The following is a 19004-nucleotide window of genomic DNA, read 5'->3' on the forward strand; positions in this document are numbered from 1 at the left end:
CTTCCGGCAAATTCCCATAAGGCTCATAAGTCACAAGTGTCACAAGGCGGCGGCACGCGAAACTGACCAATTCGCAGCTGCTGTGAATTACGCGCACGGCGCAGCAGAAATAGCACCCAGCTGAGTTTCTTTGCGCGCCCACGCCACCGTTCCGTTCGGCCATTGCCGTCGGACGTCACAGTTCGCCAGAAGCCTCGCCCAAAGCAAGCGTTGCGCTCAGGGCGAGCGTAAGCACCTCGCCGGAGAAGTGGTCTCCGGGCAGCCGTCAGCCGACGTTGGCGCCGCCCTCGGCGATCCGACGCACCGCCCGCAAGAACACGTCGATCTCATCGAACGTGTTGTAGAAGGCGAACGAGGGACGCACGGTCGCCTCCAGGCCGTAGCGGCGCAAGATCGGCTGCGCGCAATGGTGTCCGGCGCGCACCGCAATGCCTTCGGCGTTGAGGGCCTTACCGACCTCGAGTGGCTCGTGGCCGGCCAGCACGAAGGACAGCACGCTGGCCTTCTCATCCGCGGTACCGACCAGGCGGACACCCGGGATGTCGGCGAGGCGCGGAGTGGCGTAGTCGAGCAGCGCGTGCTCGTAGGCCGCAATGCGTTCGATGCCCACGCGTTCGACGTAGCGCAGCGCCTCCCCCAGCCCGACGGCGTCGGCGATGTTGCCGGTGCCGGCCTCGAACTTGTTGGGCAGCCCCTGATACAGCGACCGTTCCAGCGTGACATCGGCGATCATGTTGCCGCCGCCCTGCCACGGTGGCGTCTCGGCGAGCGCCTCCTCCGACCCGTACAGCACCCCGATTCCGGTGGGGCCGTAGATCTTGTGGCCGGAGAACACGAAAAAGTCGACGCCCAGTTCGGCGACGTCGATCGGCAGGTGCGGAATCGACTGTGCACCATCGATCAACACCCGCGCGCCGTACCGGTGGCCGAGCTGGACGATCTTCTCCACCGGCGTCACCGTGCCCAGTGCATTCGACACCTGCGTCGCCGCAACCAGTTTCGTCTTCGGGCCCAAGAGGTCCTCGAACTCCGAGAGCAACAGGTTGCCCGCCTCGTCAACCGGCGCGACCTTCAGAACAGCGCCGGTCCGTTGCGAAAGCAGTTGCCACGGAACGATATTGGCGTGATGCTCCAGGTGCGTGATGACGATCTCGTCGCCCGGGCCCAGGTGCTTGCCGCCCCACGCGTAGGCCACCAGGTTGATGGCCTCGGTGGTGCCGCGCACGAAGATGTTCTGCTCCGCCTTCTCGGCACCGATGAACCGCCGCACGGTCTCGCGGGCCTCTTCGTAGGCATCCGTGGCCCGCGCGGCCAGCTCGTGTGCCGCCCGGTGGATGTTGGAGTTCTCGTGTGCGTAGAAGTACGAGATGCGGTCGATCACCGACTGCGGCTTCTGGGTGGTCGCCGCGTTGTCGAACCAGATCAGCGGCTTTCCGTTGATCGTCTCCTTGAGGATCGGGAAGTCCTCGCGCACCGCGTTGACGTCGAACACCTCGTGGTCGTCGGTCAATTGCGGAACGGGGTCCGACGCCGTCAGGAAGTGGTAGGTGTAGTCCTCACCGGCCAGACCGTTGAGCGCCTCGGGACCTGCGGGTGGGGCGTCGGACCAGTTGAGGTCGACAACCGGCGGCGCCTCGGGCGACCAGCCGAGCCCGGAATACGGCGCCGAACCACGTGGCGCCGCCGGTGCCGTCGGCTTGGCCGGACTCGAGGCCCCGGCCAGCACGCCAGGCGTCGTCGAAACGATGCCCTGGGTGGGTACCGCGAACGCGCTGAGGTCGGCGATGCCCGGCGGTAGGTAGGGGTCGCCGATGCCGGCGGCCGCCTCCGCCGCCGACGGCCCGGACGTCGTGTCGGGCACGCTGCCCCGGGGAGCGACCGGCACCGCGTGGGGTGGCGGTTCCGGTTCCGGAGATGTCGGAGCGGGGACGTATATGTCGGTGACACCGAGCAACGGGACGGGCGCCGAATACAGATCGGCGCTGCCCACAGCGGTCTGCCCAGCCGAGGTGGCAGCCGTCGCGTCCGGCACGCCGCCGCGCGGCGCAACGGGTGCCGTCTGTGGCGGGCTATCCGGACCCGGCCGGATGCTGGCCGCATACAGCTGGCTGGCCAGCGCCGCGATTTCCGCGGCGTTCAAGGGCAGGTCGCTTTCGGCGTCTACCGACCGGTACTCACTTGTACTCATGGAACTGGTCCACAGCGACGTCGTCGAGCACGGCGAGAGCGTCGTCAGTGAGGACAGCCAAGGAGGTGTACAGAGTCACCAGGTACCGGGCGATCGCCTGCTGGTTGATGCCGGTAAACCGCACCGACAGACCCGGCGCCTGCTCGCCTACGAGGCCCGGCTGGAACAGGCCGACGACGCCCTGACGCTCCTCACCGGTGCGCACCAGGATGATTTTGGTCTTGCCGTCCTCGAGGGGCACCTTGTCTGATGGAATCAGCGGAATACCGCGCCAGGTGATGAACTGCGCGCCGAACAGGCTGACCACGACCGGCGGCACGCCGCGGTACGTGGCCTCGCGGCCGAAGGCGGCGATGCCCTGCGGGTGGGTCAGGAAAAAGCTCGGCGTCTTCCAGACCCGGGTGATCAGCGCATCCAGGTCGTCTGGCGTCGGGGCGCCGCCGAGAGTCTGGATCGTCTGCTCCGGGGTCACCTGCGCCAGCAACCCGTACTCCGGGCTGTTGATCAGCTCGAATTCCTGGCGCTCCTTGATGGTCTCGATGGTCAGGCGCAGCTGCTGGGTGACCTGGTCGTGCGGGCTGGAGTACAGGTCGGAGACCCGGGTGCTGACATCGAGCAGCGTGGAGATGTTTCGCAGCGTGTACTCGCGGGGGCTGGTCTCGTAGTCGACGAACGTCTCCGAGAGCGGCGTGTCGCGAGCGGCGCCTTCCTGAGCCGTGACGGCGACCTGCTCGGGGTTGACCACCCGGTTCACCCGGTAGATACCGGCCTCCACCGGCACGAAGCTGAGCAGATGCAGTAGCCACCGCGGGGTGATGGTCGACAGCTGCGGAACCGTCTTGGTCGCATTCGCTAGCTGCCTTGCACCGAGGTCGCCCAGTGCCTGAGACTCGTTCTGAGCCGAGGTCATGTTGATCCTTCCGTCGTCGAATATCTAGCGAGGGGCGTCGAACCGAAAGAGACAGGCCGATCGAGAGCACCGCGCTGGGCCGAGGCAAGTGTAAAACTCATCGTGAATTTTTCAACCACCGGGTCGTTGTTACTGGTCCGAGCGGTCCGGTCGGAATCATGCCCTATAGTGGGCGGCATGCACCACGCCGCACAGCCGCGCTTCGTTCCTTCGCGCTGCCTTGCCGTGGACTGTTGTCGCTGTTGTTGAATTCCTGACGCCCCAATTCTGACGTTGTAATCGTCGCGCTTTTTTTGCGCTGGCGGGCGGACAAGCCCGCGCGAACATTGGCGCGCCCCAGTCATTCCAGGAAGACAGCTATTTATGACCGTGTTATCCGTATCCAACCGTGCATTGGTACCGGTGACGACGCGTCGGCGCGTCGAGGCCCGTCCCGCGACCGATCTACCGACGATGACGCGGTACCGCGGCGGCACCTACTCGCACACCATCGACAAGATCGTGTTCGCCGACGGGAGCACCGCGCGGACCGATTTGATCAGGTTGCACCCCAACGTGGATGCCTACTCCCTGGACTTCGGCGGCATTGCCCCACACATTCCGTCGCGCTACCGGCCAGGCACCTGGTCCGCGCTGCCCCACCTGCGCGACCGGGACTACGAGGTCGAGGTGGACTGGATCCTTCGGCACTCGTTCCCATTGGTGACCACCGCCGAGCTGAGTCAAAGGTTGCGCGAGGCCGGCTATCCGCTCGGGCCGGCGAACATCAGCGACCACGAGGCAATAGCCGCCACCCAGGCCGCGATCTGGTATCTGACCAACGGCCTCGCCCTGGACACCCAGCCGCTGAATGTGCCTGTGGCAGAACACCGTAGCGCCGGAGGAGTGATCACCTTCGAGTTCGACGGCGAACCGCAACTCGGCGGCTACGCGGTGTGGACCGCCTCGGACAGCCCCACCACGTTGCGACTGCAAAAGTCCGCGGATGGGGTTGACTGGCGCGACGTGTCCGGTTCACAACTGACCACAGTCGCGGCCAGGGGTCGCTACCAGCGATCGCTCGGGGTGGGCAGCACCCTGTCGGCCAGCAGTCACGGGCACCACGGACGCGGCTATCGCCACTACCGGCTCATCGCGGAGGCCGAGGGCGGCACACCCCGAATCGGCCGCGTGCAGTTCTGGCTCACCGGCACCCGGCAGTACCGCAACACCGCCCGAGTCGTCCATCTGTACAACTACCTGCTGGCCGGCGCCCTCGAAGCCCACGTCGAAACCGAAGACTTCGGCCTCGACGACAGCCAGGCCACCGCCGCGGACGAACTCGTCGGACCATTCCGAGTGCATAGCCCACTGACGCTCGAGGTCACCGACGGTCACGCGCTGGTTGATGCCGACGGCTTCGCCATCGACGGGGTCCTCGAGCCGGGAGTTGATTTCTATCTCCGCCCCGCTCCGAGTACGACGTCGACAACGGTGACCGGGCGACCCCTGCACAGCTTCTCCGGCCGGGTCCTGACCGGTGTGGCGCCCGGCGCCCCCGACCAATTCACTCCCGTCGCCCTCGCGTTACCTTCTGACATTGCAATCCACTTCGAGATTCGCTGGAATGGCGACTGTGACCATTGCTGAAAACATCACCCAACTGATCGGCAACACCCCCCTGGTTCGGCTGAACCGGGTCACCGACGGAGCAGGCGCGGATGTCGTTGCCAAGCTGGAGTCGTTCAACCCCGCCAACAGCGTCAAAGACCGCCTGGGCGTGGCCTTGATCGACGCCGCCGAGGACGCGGGTCTGATTAGGCCGGACACCATCATTCTGGAGCCCACGAGCGGGAACACCGGCATCGCGCTGGCGGTGGTGGCCGCCGCGCGCGGGTACAAGCTGGTGCTGACCATGCCCGAGACGATGAGCGTCGAGCGGCGCAAGCTGTTGCGGGCCCTCGGCGCCGAACTCATCTTGACCCCCGGCGCGGAAGGCATGCCGGGCGCCATCGCCAAGGCCGAAGAGCTGGCCAAGACCGACCAGCGGTATTTCGTGCCGCAGCAATTCGAGAACCCAGCCAACCCGGCCATCCACCGCAGGACCACCGCCGAAGAGGTGTGGCGCGACACGGACGGCAAGATCGATTTCTTCGTCGCGGGCGTCGGCACCGGTGGGACCATTACCGGTGTCGCGCAGGTCATCAAGGAACGCAAGCCTTCGGTGCGGTTCGTCGCCGTGGAGCCGGCGGCATCGCCGGTGCTGTCCGGCGGGGAGAAGGGCCCGCACCCCATCCAGGGCATCGGCGCCGGGTTCGTCCCCCCGGTGCTTGACCTCGATCTGGTCGACGAAATCATCCCCGTCGGCAACGAAGATGCCATCAACTACTCCCGGCGGCTGGCCCGCGAAGAGGGGCTGCTGGCGGGCATCTCGTCGGGCGCGGCCGTTGTTGCCGCCCTGCAGGTGGCGCGCCGCCCGGAAAACGCCGGAAAGCTCATCGTGGTCGTGCTCCCCGACTTCGGCGAGCGGTACCTGAGCACGCCGCTGTTCGCGGACGTGGCCGACTAGCCATGCTGGCGGCGATACGGCAGGACATCCAGGCGGTCAAGGACAGTGATCCAGCCCGGCCGTCCACACTGCAGGTCATCGTCGCCTACCCCGGCGTGCACGCCATTTGGGGACATCGCATCAGCCACTGGCTGTGGAGCCGCGGCGCCAAGGTCGCCGCGCGCGGCCTGGCGGAACTCACCCGCATTCTGACCGGGGTGGAAATCCACCCCGGGGCAACCCTCGGCACCGGTTTGTTCATCGACCACGCCACCGGCGTGGTGATCGGCGAAACCGCGGAGGTGGGCGACGACGTCACGATCTTTCACGGGGTGACTCTCGGCGGCACCAGCTCCGATCCCGGAAAACGCCACCCCACCATCGGCGATCGCGTGATCATCGGCGCCGGCGCAAAGATATTGGGGCCCATCAAAATTGGCGACGACAGCCGGATCGGCGCCAACTCCGTCGTGGTCAAGGAAGTGCCGTCCGGCGCCGTCGTCGTCGGGGTGCCGGGGCAGATCATCAGCCGGGCCAAACCCGGCAGTCCGGACGACTCGCTGATGCCCGACCTCGTCGGTGTCAGCCTGCAGCAGCTGCTTACCCGGGTGGCCACACTCGAAGCGCAGTCCACCAACCACCAACAGAGCGGCCGCAACATCCGCCCGCCAGAGGCCGGGGTGTGGCACGGCGAGGACTTCTCGATCTGAGGATCGGGCCGGTAGACAAAGCGACGGCGGGGATCGCGGTTTAAATCACTTGTACCCCAAACCTTTTGCTACGCCCGTATGCACCTAGACTGAGCTGATGCAACAGTTCTCGCGGCGCCTGGTCGCTCGGCGCTGCCGCGCGGCGCACTGTTGCCATTGAGGTCCCGGCGCCCGTTCGGTGCGTCGTCCAATCTGCTTGCCTCTCATGCTCTTCAATGAGCTACCACTTATAGGCGTCGAAACGCCTACCGGAAACCATATTTCGAATCAGGAGATCGACATGACTGAAACCCTCGCGAGTCAGCCACACCTCAGCCCAGGACGCAAACCGGACATCCGGGCCCTGGACACCGCAATCGGCATCCTCGTCGGCTGGCGCCGGTACAGCGCGCACGCCGCCTTTCGGGAACTGATCTCGGTCAGCGAGCGGCACCGTGTCCCCGTCTTTGCCCTGGCCGGCGCCCTGGTCAGCCTCGCCAGCCGGGAGGACGACGTCCAGGGCGACATCGCCGCCCAACTCGCCGCCGAACGTGAGTGGGGCCTGACCTACCTGCTGTGAAGCTCGACCTGTGCAAACGAGTCGATCCAACGATGCGGTGGTCGCGGGGAATTGGGCTCTCCGGCCCGGGCCACCCCCAGCACCGACCAGCCGGCCGCGACCGCGGCGTCGAGTTCGTCGGGGTCGTCGGACAGGAACAGGATGTCCTTGGCGGGTAGGCCAATCGCGTGCGCGATCCTCAGGTAGGACGCGCTCTCCCGCTTGGCCCCTACCAAGGCCAGATCGAACCAGCCGCTGATCACGGAGGCAAGTTCTCCGCCGCGGGCATGGGCAAACCAATCCTGTTGGTTGCGCACCGAACCCGACGAGAAGACATGCAGCCCACGGCCGGCCATGTGCCAGGACAGCAACGCGGGCCGGACGTCGTCGAAGAATTCACCTTGCAGCGCTCCGTTGCGGAAACCTTCGGCACAGACCAAGCCCTGGGCCAACTTGAGCGGTTCTGCCTTGACATCGGAAGTCAGCCATTCGCAGAGGATTTCGGTGACCTCGGCGGCGTCGGCATCGGGTCGTTTCGCAAGTTTGCGAGTGTCGCTGATGACCGAATCGGCTGCACCGCCGCGGTTCTCGGCGAGCCACCGCGGAAGGTGCTGCCGGGTGTAGCCATACAGGCCATCGCGCACCGAACTCGTCGGGCTGGTGGTGCCCTCGATGTCGATGACGACGGCGGCGATCACGCTGTCAGCTGGTCAAGCGTCGGGAAATGTTCGCCGATCGGATCGCCGGTGAAATCGCCGATCCAACCGTCCTGCTCTTCGAAGAAGCGGATCGCGACGAAATCGGGTCGCGCCCCCATGTCGAACCAATGCCGGGTGCCCGCCGGGACCGAGAGCAGGTCGCCCCCATTGCACAGCACCGCAACGACTTCCGGCTCCAGGTGCAGATAGAAACAACCTCGCCCGGCGACGAAGAATCGCACTTCGTCCTCGGCATGCCGATGCTCGGAGCGAAATTTCTCGCGGGCGGCCCTCGCAGTGTCGAGCCATTCCGGATCGCCGGGAGCGGGCTGCAGCCGCGCGATGTCGATGTGTTGGTAGCGGCCCGTAAGATTGAGTTCCGCAACGTGGTCGCGATAGTGTGCCATGATCTCGGCCGTCGAGGTTTGCGCCCCGACGCCGGGGAGGGTAGGCCAGCGGTCGAACACGATACCGCGCTTGGCCAATTCCACCGCGATCAGCCCCGCGTCGTCGGTGCGTACTCGTATGTCGGCGGCGTCACTGTCGGCCATGACCTGGACCAGCGTCATGCTGATTCCAAAGCGTTTGTGTGAGAGTCGATTTCGCGACGGCCCGTCAGCGTCGCCAACTCGCAGAGGGCCTCCAGACACTCGGCGCGATCACGGGCTTGCGCGAGGTCGGCGCCCCAGGCGGTGATGCCGTGGCCGGCGATTAACAACACCGGCGCTGCGTCCGGATGGCCGGCCAGGTATTGCTGGACCTCGGCACCGATGCGGGCCGCGTCGGCGTGATTGATGAAGACCGGAATCTCGATGGTGTGGCTGGTCCCCAGGCCTTTGATGAGCTCATATCCGCTGAATCTCAATGCATCCGGCGCACCGACCGACTGAGCGGTCGCATGCGGCGGATGGACATGCACCACCGCCTGCGCGCCGGTGGCGCGATAGATGGCGGTGTGGATAGCGGTCTCTGCCGAGGGCCGGCAGGTTCCCGAGACCGATTGGGCATCGGCGATCGTTACCGTGACCACGTCGTCCGCGCTGAGCTCTCCCTTGGACAACCCGCTGCCGGTGATCACCGCGGTGTCACCGGTGCGCACCGAGATGTTGCCGGCTGTTCCCGGCATCCAGCCGCGGGTGTACAACCGGCGGGCGACATCGGCAATACGTTGCCCGACCGGGGTCTTCGCCGACGAGGGCGCCTGCGGACCGACGACGCCATTCTCGGTGACGACCGCGGTGACCAAATCGGGCGGGGTGACGTCGAAGGCTGGGTTGAAGACGGCGACGCCCTCGGGGGCGGTCGCGACACCACCGACATGCGTGACCTCCCCCGGCACGCGCTCTTCGACGACGATGTCGCGCCCGGTCCGCGTCGCCGGATCGCGCGTCGACTCGGGTGCGACCACGATGAAAGGAATAGCGTGCCTACGCGCCGCCACCGCCAGGCCGTAGGTGCCGATCTTGTTGGCCACGGAACCGTCGGCGGCGATGCGGTCCGCGCCGACGATCACACAGTCGACCTGACCCGTCGCCATGGCCCACGCCGCGGCCGAATCGATGGTCAGCCGATGCGGGATGCCGGCCTCGGCCAGTTCCCATGCCGTAAGCCTGGCCCCTTGCAACAGGGGACGGGTCTCGCCGACCACGACGTCGTCGATCAGCCCGCGTTCGTGCAGCACGCGCAGGGCGCCGATGGCGGTGCCGAATGCGGTGGTGGCCAATCTGCCGGTGTTGCAATGGGTGAGAATGCGCAGTGGCCGGTCAGGTCCCAGTCGCTGGATCAGGTCCGCGGCATGAGTGGCGGCGGCCCGGTTGACTCGCCCGTCGTCGTCCAACAACTGCCGGGCCTCCGTCAGCACCGCCTGCGTTCCCTCGGGCAGCCGCGACAGCGCGCGCCGTACACCCCAGGCGAGATTCACCGCGGTGGGGCGGGCCGCGGCGATTCGCTCGGCCTCGACCTGAACCTTTTCGGTGTCACCCGGATGGGCCAGCGCGGCGAGCACCACCGCGAATGCACCGGACACCCCGATCGCCGGGGCCCCGCGAATGGCCAGGGTCTGGATCGCCTCGATGACGTCGTCGACCGTGCTGAGCCGCAGCCGACGCAACTCGTGGGGCAACGCGCGCTGGTCGATCACGACCAGCGCGTCATCGTCCCAGGTGATCGAACTCTCCGCGAAGCGCTCCGACCGCAAGCCAACTGCAGCCACGGGCCATATCGTGGCCCGGCACCCGGTGTGAAAACTAGATTTTGGCTCGGCCAGACCGAATGAAGGGGGCTCGACTCGGGTGGCTCCGCCGGGTGGACTCGAACCACCGACGCGCATATTCGGAATGATTCGGCGTGCAGCACACACCATATCGGCGTACGCTTCCCGCGCGGAACGGTGGAAAGCTCGTTAAGGGGCACACGCTGAAATGACAACACTGGCCGACTTGCGCCAGTTGGTGCGGGAATCCGAACCGGCCGACTGGCATAAAATCGACGAAGGCGACAATCAGAAAAGCCGATTCGACCACACCACACTCGTGTACAAACCGGACATCGACTTGACCATCTGCTACGGGCTGCGCTTTGGCTCCCCGTCCCGGTCTGGCACCGAATTCGGATGGTCCGCAGTCTTTCCCGATAACTCGGTGCTCATCGCCAGCGCCGACGTTTTCTGGCGCGGATCACTAGTCGACCGCGTCGACTACGCCAACGTCGACGGCTGCCGCGCAATCCTGCCGATCGGCACTGGTGTCGACGGCCTCGACATCACGAGCTGGGACCGCGACGCCGCGCGGGTTCTCCACTGCCAAAAAAATGACGCTTTCGGCGCCTTCAGCGACTTCTACGATCAAGTGCCGTTCCGCGTCATTTGACAAGCGGCCTTTGTGGCAAACGCGTGATCGTGGCGGTCACTGTAATCCGGATGCTGGCACGCGCTCGGCGCGATTCGGAGAGCGGGATGAATCGCGCCATTGCCCGGCTCCCCCGGGTGGACTCGAACCACCAACCCTTCGGTTAACAGCCGAATGCTCTGCCAATTGAGCTACAGGGGATTAACCTGGTCCGACGCTCGTAGCGCGGATCGCTGGACGACTCTAGCGTACCGACGCCCCCGGACCCAACTTGCGGGCCAGCGCCGGCGAGATCGATCGGGGGCGCACGCACCCTGCCGAGTGAGGCAGGATGGAGCCATAGATCCCCGGGAGGAACGCTTTGATCCGATATGTCGTTGTGCTCGGACTGGGCTACGTGCTGGGCTCCAAGGCAGGACGTCGCCGCTACGAGCAGCTCGTCGGCACCTACCGCGCGCTGACCAGCAGCCCGGTGGCCAAGGCGATGATCGAGGGGGGACGGCGCAAGGTCGCCAATCGCATCTCGCCGGACGCGGGATTCGTGACGGTGGCCGAGATCGACGAGCAGACGGCCGTCGTCGAGCGTCCCGCCGATGTGACCCTCATACCGTCAGATCGTCGCCGCTAGCCTGCTCCAGCAGGCTGCGCCGGTAGGCCTCCATGGCGACCAGATCGCCGAACAGGGCGTGATACTCGTCCCCGTGGTCGATGGGTGACATGCGCTGCAGTTTGGACTTGACCTCGGCGATCTGGCGGCCCATCCACACCTCTTGCAGGCGGGCCATTACCCCGGCGATGTAGCGGGGCAGCCGCTCCTCGTCGACGGCGATGGCCTCGACGCCCAACTCGCTGATCAGGCTGCCCGTGAGCGCCGAGGTGGTCTGCTGGCGCACCGCCTCCAGCCACTGTGCGCCGCTGGAGCCGGCCCCGGTGCCACCCGCCGCATCGAGGGCCGCGCGCACGGCCGCGTACCCGGGATGGGTGAAGCTCTCCACGGTCAGCGAGTCGAACACCGGGCCCGCGAACGCCGGGTACTGCAGCGCCGCCTTGAGCGCCTCGCGCTGCGGCCACAGGGTGGGGTCACGCGGATCCGGGCGGGCGGCGGCGGGCTCGGCCTTCGCGGCGGGCGGCCGCGCGGCCCGGCGGGACGCGGTGGCCGCGACGGCGCCGCGAGCGGGAGCCTTCGGATTCTTCGCCGAGCTGCGCACCCGGTCGATGACCTGCGCGACATCGTCCCAGCCGACCCACCCGGCCAGCTGCCGTGCGTACTCGTCGCGCAGCGTCGGGTCTTTGATCTGGCTCACCATGGGCACACAGCGCCGAAGCGCGGCGACCCGGCCCTCGGCGCTGTCCAGGTCCATCTCGCCCAGCGCCGTGCGAATCGCGAACTCGAACAACGGGGTTCGGCGGGCAACCAGATCGCGCAGCGCACCGTCGCCGGATTTCAGCCGCAGATCGCAGGGATCCATGCCGTCGGGGGCCACCGCGACGAAGGACTGGCCCGCGAGATTCTGCTCGCCGTCGAAGGCCTTGAGCGCGGCGGCACGGCCGGCCTGATCGCCGTCGAACACATAGATCAGTTCGCCGCGAAAGAAGCTGTCGTCCATCATCAGCCGGCGCAGCATCGCCAGGTGCTCGTCGCCGAAGGCGGTGCCGCAGGACGCGACGGCGGTGGTGACCCCGGCCAGGTGCATCGCCATCACGTCGGTGTAGCCCTCGACGACGACCGCCTGATGACCCTTGGCGATATCCCGCTTGGCCAGGTCGATACCGAACATCACCGACGATTTCTTGTACAGCACCGTCTCGGGCGTGTTGATGTATTTGGCTTCCATCGGGTCGTCGTCGAACAACCGCCGGGCCCCGAACCCGATCACCTCGCCCGCCGACGTGCGGATGGGCCACAGCAGGCGCCGGTGGAAGCGGTCCATCGGTCCTCGTCGTCCTTCCCGGGACAAGCCCGCGGCCTCCAGCTCCTTGAACTCGAAACCCTTGCGCAGCAAGTGTTTTGTCAACGTCTCCCAGCCGGACGGCGCGAAGCCGCAGCCGAACCGCCGCGCGGCCTCGGCGTCGAAATTCCGCTCGGTCAGATACTGTCGCGCCGGCGCCGCCTCGTCGGAGTCCAGCGCCTGCGCGTAAAACTCCGCGGCGGCCGCGTTGGCCGCCACGAGCCGACTGCGGCTCCCCCGGTCGCGCTGGACGTTGGTGGCGGCGGCGCCGGTGTAGGTGATCGTGTGGCCGATGCGGTCGGCGAGCATCTCGACCGCCTCAACAAAGCTGACGTGTTCTATCTTCTGCACGAACGCGTACACGTCACCGCCTTCACCGCAGCCGAAGCAGTGGAAGTGGCCGTGGTTGGGTCGCACATGAAACGACGGGGACTTCTCGTTGTGGAAGGGACACAGGCCCTTCAGCGAGTCCGCGCCGGCGCGGCGCAGCTGCACGTAGTCGCCCACCACGTCCTCGATGCGGGCGCGTTCACGGATGGCGGCAACATCACGATCGGAGATGCGGCCAGCCATCGGGTCAGTCTAGGACGCCGGCGCCGGGCGCTCAGTCAAACCCGGGCCGAGCTGCTCAGCCGGCCGGGCCGATCACGCCGCAGGCCACCCGGTCCATCGCCATGTCGCTGTCCTGCGGGCCGTGCAGCATGAACGCCGTCCGGTTTCCCGCCAGCAGGTCGTCCCGGGTGAACGCGTCGGTGGTGGTCACCAGATAGGCGGATCCGTCCTTGCGGACATCGAGCGACGACAGATCGCCGCTCTCGGGCTTTCCGGTGTGCCCGGGCACCTGGTAATGCCCGCCCGCCGACAGGAAGTTGCCGGGTGCGCCGCCGGTCGGGGCGACCGAATTCGGTTCACACTTGCCGATCTCGTGTACGTGCATGCCGTGCAGGCCCGGCGCCAGGATGCCGGGCGTGTCCGTCTTGACGGTGACGGTCACGTACCCGTCGGTGAAGTCGAAGGTGGCCGTGGCCACTTGCCGGCCGTCCGGCGCCTTGAGGACGGCGGAGAGGGCTTGACCACTTGGCACCGGGCCCGCCGTCGTCGAGGGTGCGGCCGAGCCGCTGAGAACCGGCGGGGTGGTACCCGGCTGGGTGCTGGCGTGCTGCGGCGAGCTGCAGGCGGCCACGGCCAGGAGGGGCAACGACAACAACAAGGCGGCGCTTCTGGTCATGTCGGCAGCGTAACCCCGCAATGCGGCCACGAATACACCTACCGTCCCGCCGGGGAGTCGATTCGTTCCAGCCGGCCCTCGGTGTAGGAGGCGATCTGATCGACGACGACGCGGAGCCGGGCACCGTCGTCGGCGGCGGTGACGAACGCCGCGGCGAAGACGGGATCGAGGGTCTCGGGCGCCCCCGCAAGCAACCAGTGCGCGACCCGGTGGATGCGTTCACGCTGCCGGGCTTGCGTCTCGAGATGCCGCGGGTCGGACATGATGAACTGCAGCGCAAGGATTTTCAGCAGGGCAACCTCGGCGCGCACCAAGTCCGGCACTTGCAGGTCGGCTTGGTAGCGCACCAGCGGACCGGAGCCGGCGGCCGCGCGGGTGGTCGCGATCGCGGCCGTCGCGAACCGCCCGACCAGTTCACTGGTCAGCCGCTTGAGCGCGACCGACGCGGCGAGCGTGGCGTCGTACTTGCCGACGGCGGCCACCACCGGCAGCCCCGAAAGCCGGCGCGCGGCGGCCAGGAAATCGTCGGCGCGCACCCGGGAGAACTCGCTCTCCCCCAGTTTGGCCAGCGCGGCCGCCTCATCCTCGTCGGCCAGCACGCGCAGGTCGATGCGCTGCGAGACGACGCCGTCCTCGACGTCGTGCACCGAGTAGGCGATGTCGTCCGCCCAGTCCATCACCTGAGCCTCCAGGCACATCCGGTCTTCCGGTGCCCCGTCCCGGACCCACGCCGCAGGCTCGCGGTCTTCCTGGTAGAACCCGAACTTACGTCGCCCCTCGACGCGTGTCCACGGATATTTGGTGACCGCGTCCAGCGAGGCGCGAGTCAGGTTCAGCCCGGCGCTATTTCCCTGTGGGTCAATGACTTTCGGCTCGAGGCTGGTGAGGATCCGAAAATTCTGGGCGTTGCCCTCGAAACCGCCGTGCTCGTCGGCGAGTTCGTTGAGGGCACGCTCGCCGTTGTGACCGTAGGGCGGATGCCCGATGTCGTGTGCCAGCCCGGCCAACTCCACGAGGTCGAGGTCGCAGCCGAGCCCGACCGCCATGCCCCGCCCGATCTGCGCCACTTCCAGCGAATGCGTCAGCCGAGTGCGGGGGGTGTCCCCTTCCCGGGGCCCCACCACCTGCGTCTTGTCCGCCAGCCGGCGCAACGCGGCGCTGTGCAGCACACGCGCCCGGTCCCGGGCGAAGTCGCTGCGATGCTGACCATCCGCGCCCGGCAGACCCGCGGTCTTCGGCGGCTCCTGCACCCGCCGTTGACGGTCGAAGTCGTCGTAGGGGTCTTGCTGGTTCGTGGCCGCCTCCTTAGTCACCGCAGCACAGTCTGCCAGGCAACGCGAACAAGGGAGGTGGGTGTCCGCGGAGCTAGATTGACCTATGCGCATTGCCCGGCTGCTCGGCGTAATCCTGACGATGCTCACCGTTACCCTGCTGCCGGCACCGCCGGCCGGCGCCCAGCCACCGTTTCGGCTGCCCGATCAGATCACCGACAAGGCGGGCGCGCTGTCGACGTCCGGTCACGACGACGTGGCGTCGGCAATCGACAAGCTCTACAACGACCGCCACATCCGGCTGTGGGTGGTCTACGTCGACGACTTCTCCGGCCTGAGCGCGCTGAACTGGGCGCAGCAGACCATTCGCTCCAGCGATTTCGGTGATTACGACGCGCTGCTGGCGATCAGCACCACCGGGCACGCCTATGCCTTCTTGGTGCCGAACGGCATCAAGGGCGTCACCGAAACCCAGGTGGACAACCTGCGCCACAACCAGATTGAGCCCGACCTGCGCGACGGCGACTGGAGCGGCGCGGCGGTGGCCGCAGCCAACGGACTCAACTCGGCACCCAGCCCGCTCGGGCGGGTGTGGATGCTCGTCATGCTCGCCGTCGTCGTCATCGCGGTGGTGGTTTTGGTGCTGTTCGTGCGCTACCGCCGGCAACGACGGCGCGCTGCCGCGCTGGCCGCCGCTCGGCAAGTCGACCCGACCGACGCCACCGCGCTAGCCGCGGTGCCGCTGGAGGCCCTCGACGACCTGTCCCGCGCGCTGGTGGTGGAGGTGGACAACGCGGTGCGCACCAGCTCCAACGAGCTCACCCTGGCGATCGACGAATTCGGCGACCAACGCACCGTGCCGTTCACCCAGGCCGTGAACAACGCGAAAGCCGCGCTGTCTCAAGCCTTTACCGTGCGCCAGCAGCTCGATGACGCGATACCCGAGACGCCGGTGCAGCGCCGGGAGTTGCTCACCCAGGTGATCGTGTCGGCGGCGCGCGCCGACCGGGAACTGGAATCACAAGCCGAGGCGTTCGAGCAGCTACGGGAATTGGTGATCAACGCCCCGGAACACCTGCAGACGCTGACCCAGCAGGTCGTCGAGCTGACCGCCCGCATCGCGCCGGCCGAACGGCGGTTGGTCGAGCTGCACAACGAATTCGATCCCGCCGCACTGACTTCGGTATCCGGCAACATCACAGCGGCCAAAGAGCGATTGGCGTTCGCCGACCGCAACATCGACACGGCCCGCGCCCTAACCGACCAGGCGGTGAGCGGGCAGCAGACCCGTCTGGTCGATGCTGTCCGCGCGACCGAATCGGCACTCGGCCAGGCTCGGGCCCTGCTCGACGCAATCGACGGCGCGGCCGACGACATTCGCCATGCCATCGACGCCCTGCCGGCTGTCGCGGCCGACACTCAGGCGGGGATTCAGTGGGCCAATCAACAGTTGCAGAACACCACGTCGACGCACCGCAGCGAACTGGTTGCCGTGCGCCACGCGGCGACCGCCGCCCTTAATGCCTCCGGCGGCGCGGGTGCCGCCGACCCGCTGGACTCCTTTGCCCGGCTGACGAAGGCCGATGCCGAACTCCATCGAATCTCGGCCGCCCTGGACAGCGAGCGGGCGGACGCCGAGCGGCTGCAGCGGGCTTTGGAGGAGGCGTTGTTCACGGCCGAGGCGCGGGTGCACGGGGTCTCGGAGTACATCGACACCCGGCGGGGCGGCATCGGCCCAGAGGCGCGGACGCGGCTCGCCGAAGCCAGACGGCACCTGCAAGCTGCCCAGGAGCAGAAGACGTCCGACCCGGCCGAGGCCATCACCCACGCCAACGCGGCCTCGACGCTGGCCGCCAAGGCTCAGTCGTTGGCGAATGCCGATGTCGAATCGGCTCGGCGAGCCTACACGCGACGAAGCGGCAGCGACACCGGCGCGATGCTCGGGGGCATTATCTTCGGCGATCTGCTCAGCGCGGGAATGCGAGGCGGGTCCGGCGGCTGGACACCGGCGTCGTTCGGCGGCCGCTCCAGCGCGTCCGGCGGCGGCTACCTCGGTGGCGGCGGACGGTTCTAGGGGTTGCTCAGCCGGCCGCCGGAGAGTGCGGTACGACACCGCGCCGCGGCAACTTGGTGAATTGTCCCCACTCTTCCGAACTCAGCTCGCTGCCCGCTGCTTCCTGGGCCTCGTCGCCGTCTTGCGGCTTCGGCGCCCAGTGGTCGTAGTCGTCCGGCGGAACAGCCACGCCCCAAACGAGCGGAACTGACAAGGCACCAAGCAGGCCTGATTCACCCCGAACGGCTAACACAGCATCGTCTGGCAACGGCGAACCGAGAGGCAATAACATGACGCCCCCTTCCACGCCCGATCTCTGTATAGCCGAACTCGGCGGCGCAGAAATCACCGCCAAGCCCTCGGTGATCGTAAATCAGCGCTGAGGAAAAATTGTGGGGATTTCCTATTTTTCTTGTGTTCAATATCGTCGGTCGCCCGACGCCGTTAGTGAAGCGCTTCCACCCGCGCACGCCGCCAGTACGCGATTGAGCGATGTATGGTACTTTTGGTATCGTATTCGCGCCTTTTCCCAGCGAAAGTCTTTGCTGGGCAAGGTGTTCCGCGACTTAACGCTATCGGGAGAGCGTTACCGCCGGATCGCAGAATCTCTGGGGAAATCGCCTGCGTGGATGCCGTCGATGTGTTCAACACGTGTGTTCAATCGAGATTTACGATGCCGCGCGGCTCGGAATTCGACGCCGAGCGAAAAGGAAATTGGTCATTAGGCGGACGCGGCTCGCGATCCAACCGAAATAGAAAATCGGCGACGTCCGGTCAGGGCCCAGGCCGGTTGCGGGGCCGCCGCCACCCGGGGCAGCCGGATCGCCTTGCGGTGGAGCGCTATTCGGCGCCCACGGGGGCGCCCCGCGCTATCCGGCTTCGGTCCGCGGCACCACACGGGGCCGCGTTTGCACCACATGCTTCGCGTGCGGCCCGCCGCGGCCCGACACCGCTCCCGGTACGCCGGGTCTGGCGCCGGCGCCACGTGCCGACCCTGACATCACGGGCACACCCGCGGGCCCGGACGAGCCGGCCGGAACCGGAACACCCGGTGTCGCGCTCTCCAACCCGGTCATCGCGGCGGTCACGATCCGGGCCGGGATCGAACCCTGCCATGCCGGTGGCACCGAAATGGCCCCCACGAACCGCGCCGAGCCCAGCCCGGCCGAGATCGGGGAACCGAATCCCCCGCTGCCGCCGAGCGCCGACATCGCCGGGGCGGTCGACCCGACGAACGCCGGAGCAGCGGTCAGCACCCCCTCGGCTCCGGCCAGCGCCGTCGCGGGCGCGGCGCCGTGCGCCAGCGCCATCATCGGCGGTAAGACCCCACTCGCCGGATACACGCCGATCTGGGCCACGGACACCAGGGACGACACCGGAACCGACGAGACCAACGATCCCACCTCGGCGACCGCGGACTGCGCCATCGACACCAGCGACGAAAAGCTCGGGCCCAGCGCTGAGCCGACCGACGACAAGAAATTCGACAGCGGCGCCGTGAACAAACCCGCCAGGCTCGACGGTGCCGCGGTGATCGTCGGGAAGGCGGCGGCCACCGACGATGCCCCCGCGTGATAGCCGAACATTGCGGCGACGTCCTGCAGCCACATTTCGATGTACTCGAGCTCAGTGGCGAAGATGGCTGCGGTGTTCTGACCCAAGATGTTCGTCGCGATCAGCGTCATCAGCGTCGTCCGATTCGCCGCCACCGCGGCCGGATGCACCGTGGCCGCCAACGCCGTCTCGAATGCCGAGGCGGCCACCTGCGCCTGCATTGCCGCGCCCTCGGCGTGGCTGACCGCGGCGGCCAGCCACTGCAGGTAGGGCACGGCCGCCTGGGCCATCGCCTCTGCCGAGGGACCCGTCCAGTTACCGCTGGTCAAGCCGGAGATGACGTCGCTGAACGACGACGCCGAGGACGACAGATTCGACGCCAAGTCGGCCCAGGCCGCCGCGGCCGCAAACAGCGACCCGGCCCCGGCACCGCCAAACATCAGGCCGGAATTGATCTCCGGGGGTAAAAACATGAACTCCGGAACCATCACAAACCTCAGTACACCCAGCTCAGCAAACGAATCCGGTAACC

The 19004-nt window shown here is 67.2% G+C and carries 16 protein-coding genes, 2 tRNA genes and 1 pseudogene; 7 read left to right on the plus strand and 12 right to left on the minus strand.

Annotated elements, in window-relative coordinates:
* Positions 1-265: 265 nt before the first annotated feature.
* Entirely contained in the window at positions 266-2188 is a 1923-nt protein-coding gene (locus MSG_RS16565; RefSeq protein WP_096441230.1) for a family 2A encapsulin nanocompartment cargo protein cysteine desulfurase, read from the minus strand.
* Positions 2175-3098, minus strand: coding sequence for a family 2A encapsulin nanocompartment shell protein (locus tag MSG_RS16570; RefSeq protein WP_096441232.1), 924 nt, complete (start codon positions 3096-3098; stop codon positions 2175-2177). The genes MSG_RS16565 and MSG_RS16570 overlap by 14 nt, the downstream gene beginning before the upstream one ends.
* A 363-nt stretch (positions 3099-3461) precedes the next feature.
* On the opposite strand from MSG_RS16570, the gene MSG_RS16575 reads away from it, so the two are divergent.
* The 4 genes from MSG_RS16575 (at position 3462) to MSG_RS16590 (ending at position 6894) form a co-directional block, all read left to right on the plus strand.
* Positions 3462-4727, plus strand: coding sequence for a TQXA domain-containing protein (locus tag MSG_RS16575; protein ID WP_096441233.1), 1266 nt, complete (start codon positions 3462-3464; stop codon positions 4725-4727).
* Positions 4714-5646, plus strand: a complete 933-nt coding sequence (cysK, locus tag MSG_RS16580; RefSeq protein ID WP_096444612.1) for a cysteine synthase A — start codon at positions 4714-4716, stop codon at positions 5644-5646. The genes MSG_RS16575 and cysK overlap by 14 nt, the downstream gene beginning before the upstream one ends.
* Before the next feature lie 2 nt (positions 5647-5648).
* Positions 5649-6335 carry a serine O-acetyltransferase gene (cysE, locus tag MSG_RS16585; protein WP_096441235.1) on the plus strand — a complete coding sequence of 229 codons (687 nt, stop codon included), beginning with the start codon at positions 5649-5651 and terminating at the stop codon, positions 6333-6335.
* A 280-nt stretch (positions 6336-6615) separates the two neighbouring features.
* On the plus strand, positions 6616-6894 hold the full coding sequence (locus MSG_RS16590; protein ID WP_142404474.1) for an ANTAR domain-containing protein: 279 nt from the start codon (positions 6616-6618) through the stop codon (positions 6892-6894).
* Here MSG_RS16590 and mtnC read toward each other — a convergent pair.
* The 4 genes from mtnC to MSG_RS25220 form a co-directional block, all read right to left on the minus strand.
* The gene (mtnC, locus tag MSG_RS16595; RefSeq protein ID WP_096441239.1) at positions 6882-7571 is read right to left on the minus strand and encodes an acireductone synthase; all 690 of its coding nucleotides are present in this window, start codon (positions 7569-7571) and stop codon (positions 6882-6884) included. The two genes, MSG_RS16590 and mtnC, sit on opposite strands and share 13 nt — an antisense overlap.
* Positions 7568-8140 (minus strand): 1,2-dihydroxy-3-keto-5-methylthiopentene dioxygenase, encoded by a 573-nt coding sequence (locus tag MSG_RS16600; RefSeq protein ID WP_096441241.1) that lies wholly within the window; start codon positions 8138-8140, stop codon positions 7568-7570. Before MSG_RS16600 ends, mtnC begins: the two co-directional genes overlap by 4 nt.
* On the minus strand, positions 8137-9783 hold the full coding sequence (gene mtnA, locus MSG_RS16605; RefSeq protein ID WP_232011064.1) for an S-methyl-5-thioribose-1-phosphate isomerase: 1647 nt from the start codon (positions 9781-9783) through the stop codon (positions 8137-8139). Before mtnA ends, MSG_RS16600 begins: the two co-directional genes overlap by 4 nt.
* A gap of 80 nt (positions 9784-9863) precedes the next feature.
* A tRNA-Arg gene (locus MSG_RS25220) sits at positions 9864-9965 on the minus strand.
* Between the two features lie 44 nt (positions 9966-10009).
* Between MSG_RS25220 and MSG_RS16610 the strand changes: the two genes are divergently transcribed.
* Entirely contained in the window at positions 10010-10438 is a 429-nt protein-coding gene (locus MSG_RS16610; RefSeq protein ID WP_142404473.1) for a hypothetical protein, read from the plus strand.
* 107 nt (positions 10439-10545) lie between these two features.
* On the opposite strand, the gene MSG_RS16615 is transcribed toward MSG_RS16610, so the two are convergent.
* A tRNA-Asn gene (locus MSG_RS16615) sits at positions 10546-10618 on the minus strand.
* 160 nt (positions 10619-10778) lie between these two features.
* On the opposite strand from MSG_RS16615, the gene MSG_RS16620 reads away from it, so the two are divergent.
* Positions 10779-11045 (plus strand): hypothetical protein, encoded by a 267-nt coding sequence (locus MSG_RS16620; RefSeq protein ID WP_096441247.1) that lies wholly within the window; start codon positions 10779-10781, stop codon positions 11043-11045.
* On the opposite strand, the gene dnaG is transcribed toward MSG_RS16620, so the two are convergent.
* From dnaG to MSG_RS16635, 3 genes are read right to left on the minus strand one after another with little or no spacing between them, the layout of a single operon-like run.
* The gene (gene dnaG / locus MSG_RS16625) at positions 11020-12939 is read right to left on the minus strand and encodes a DNA primase (RefSeq protein WP_096441249.1); all 1920 of its coding nucleotides are present in this window, start codon (positions 12937-12939) and stop codon (positions 11020-11022) included. The two genes, MSG_RS16620 and dnaG, sit on opposite strands and share 26 nt — an antisense overlap.
* A gap of 55 nt (positions 12940-12994) precedes the next feature.
* A complete protein-coding gene (gene sodC / locus MSG_RS16630) occupies positions 12995-13594 on the minus strand; it encodes a superoxide dismutase[Cu-Zn] (RefSeq protein WP_096444613.1) in 600 nt (199 codons plus the stop codon).
* Positions 13595-13632: 38 nt separating this feature from the next.
* On the minus strand, positions 13633-14907 hold the full coding sequence (locus tag MSG_RS16635) for a deoxyguanosinetriphosphate triphosphohydrolase (RefSeq protein WP_096441251.1): 1275 nt from the start codon (positions 14905-14907) through the stop codon (positions 13633-13635).
* Between the two features lie 64 nt (positions 14908-14971).
* On the opposite strand from MSG_RS16635, the gene MSG_RS16640 reads away from it, so the two are divergent.
* On the plus strand, positions 14972-16939 hold the full coding sequence (locus MSG_RS16640; RefSeq protein WP_096441253.1) for a TPM domain-containing protein: 1968 nt from the start codon (positions 14972-14974) through the stop codon (positions 16937-16939).
* Between the two features lie 114 nt (positions 16940-17053).
* Here MSG_RS16640 and MSG_RS26220 read toward each other — a convergent pair.
* A pseudogene (locus MSG_RS26220) lies at positions 17054-17210 on the minus strand (hypothetical protein); the annotation flags it as partial.
* Between the two features lie 577 nt (positions 17211-17787).
* Entirely contained in the window at positions 17788-18960 is a 1173-nt protein-coding gene (locus MSG_RS16650; RefSeq protein WP_096441255.1) for a PPE family protein, read from the minus strand.
* Positions 18961-19004: the final 44 nt, after the last annotated feature.

This window comes from Mycobacterium shigaense, from assembly GCF_002356315.1.
GTDB lineage: Bacteria > Actinomycetota > Actinomycetes > Mycobacteriales > Mycobacteriaceae > Mycobacterium > Mycobacterium shigaense.

Excerpts from the sequence above, each read along its gene's own strand:
- MSG_RS16565 (WP_096441230.1), bottom strand. The coding sequence starts at position 2,188 with ATGAGTACAAGTGAGTACCGGTCGGTAGACGCCGAAAGCGACCTGCCC.
- MSG_RS16570 (WP_096441232.1), bottom strand. The coding sequence starts at position 3,098 with ATGACCTCGGCTCAGAACGAGTCTCAGGCACTGGGCGACCTCGGTGCA.
- MSG_RS16575 (WP_096441233.1), top strand. The coding sequence starts at position 3,462 with ATGACCGTGTTATCCGTATCCAACCGTGCATTGGTACCGGTGACGACG.
- cysE (WP_096441235.1), top strand. The coding sequence starts at position 5,649 with ATGCTGGCGGCGATACGGCAGGACATCCAGGCGGTCAAGGACAGTGAT.
- MSG_RS16590 (WP_142404474.1), top strand. The coding sequence starts at position 6,616 with ATGACTGAAACCCTCGCGAGTCAGCCACACCTCAGCCCAGGACGCAAA.
- MSG_RS16600 (WP_096441241.1), bottom strand. The coding sequence starts at position 8,140 with ATGACGCTGGTCCAGGTCATGGCCGACAGTGACGCCGCCGACATACGA.
- dnaG (WP_096441249.1), bottom strand. The coding sequence starts at position 12,939 with ATGGCTGGCCGCATCTCCGATCGTGATGTTGCCGCCATCCGTGAACGC.
- sodC (WP_096444613.1), bottom strand. The coding sequence starts at position 13,594 with ATGACCAGAAGCGCCGCCTTGTTGTTGTCGTTGCCCCTCCTGGCCGTG.
- MSG_RS16640 (WP_096441253.1), top strand. The coding sequence starts at position 14,972 with ATGCGCATTGCCCGGCTGCTCGGCGTAATCCTGACGATGCTCACCGTT.
- MSG_RS16650 (WP_096441255.1), bottom strand. The coding sequence starts at position 18,960 with ATGGTTCCGGAGTTCATGTTTTTACCCCCGGAGATCAATTCCGGCCTG.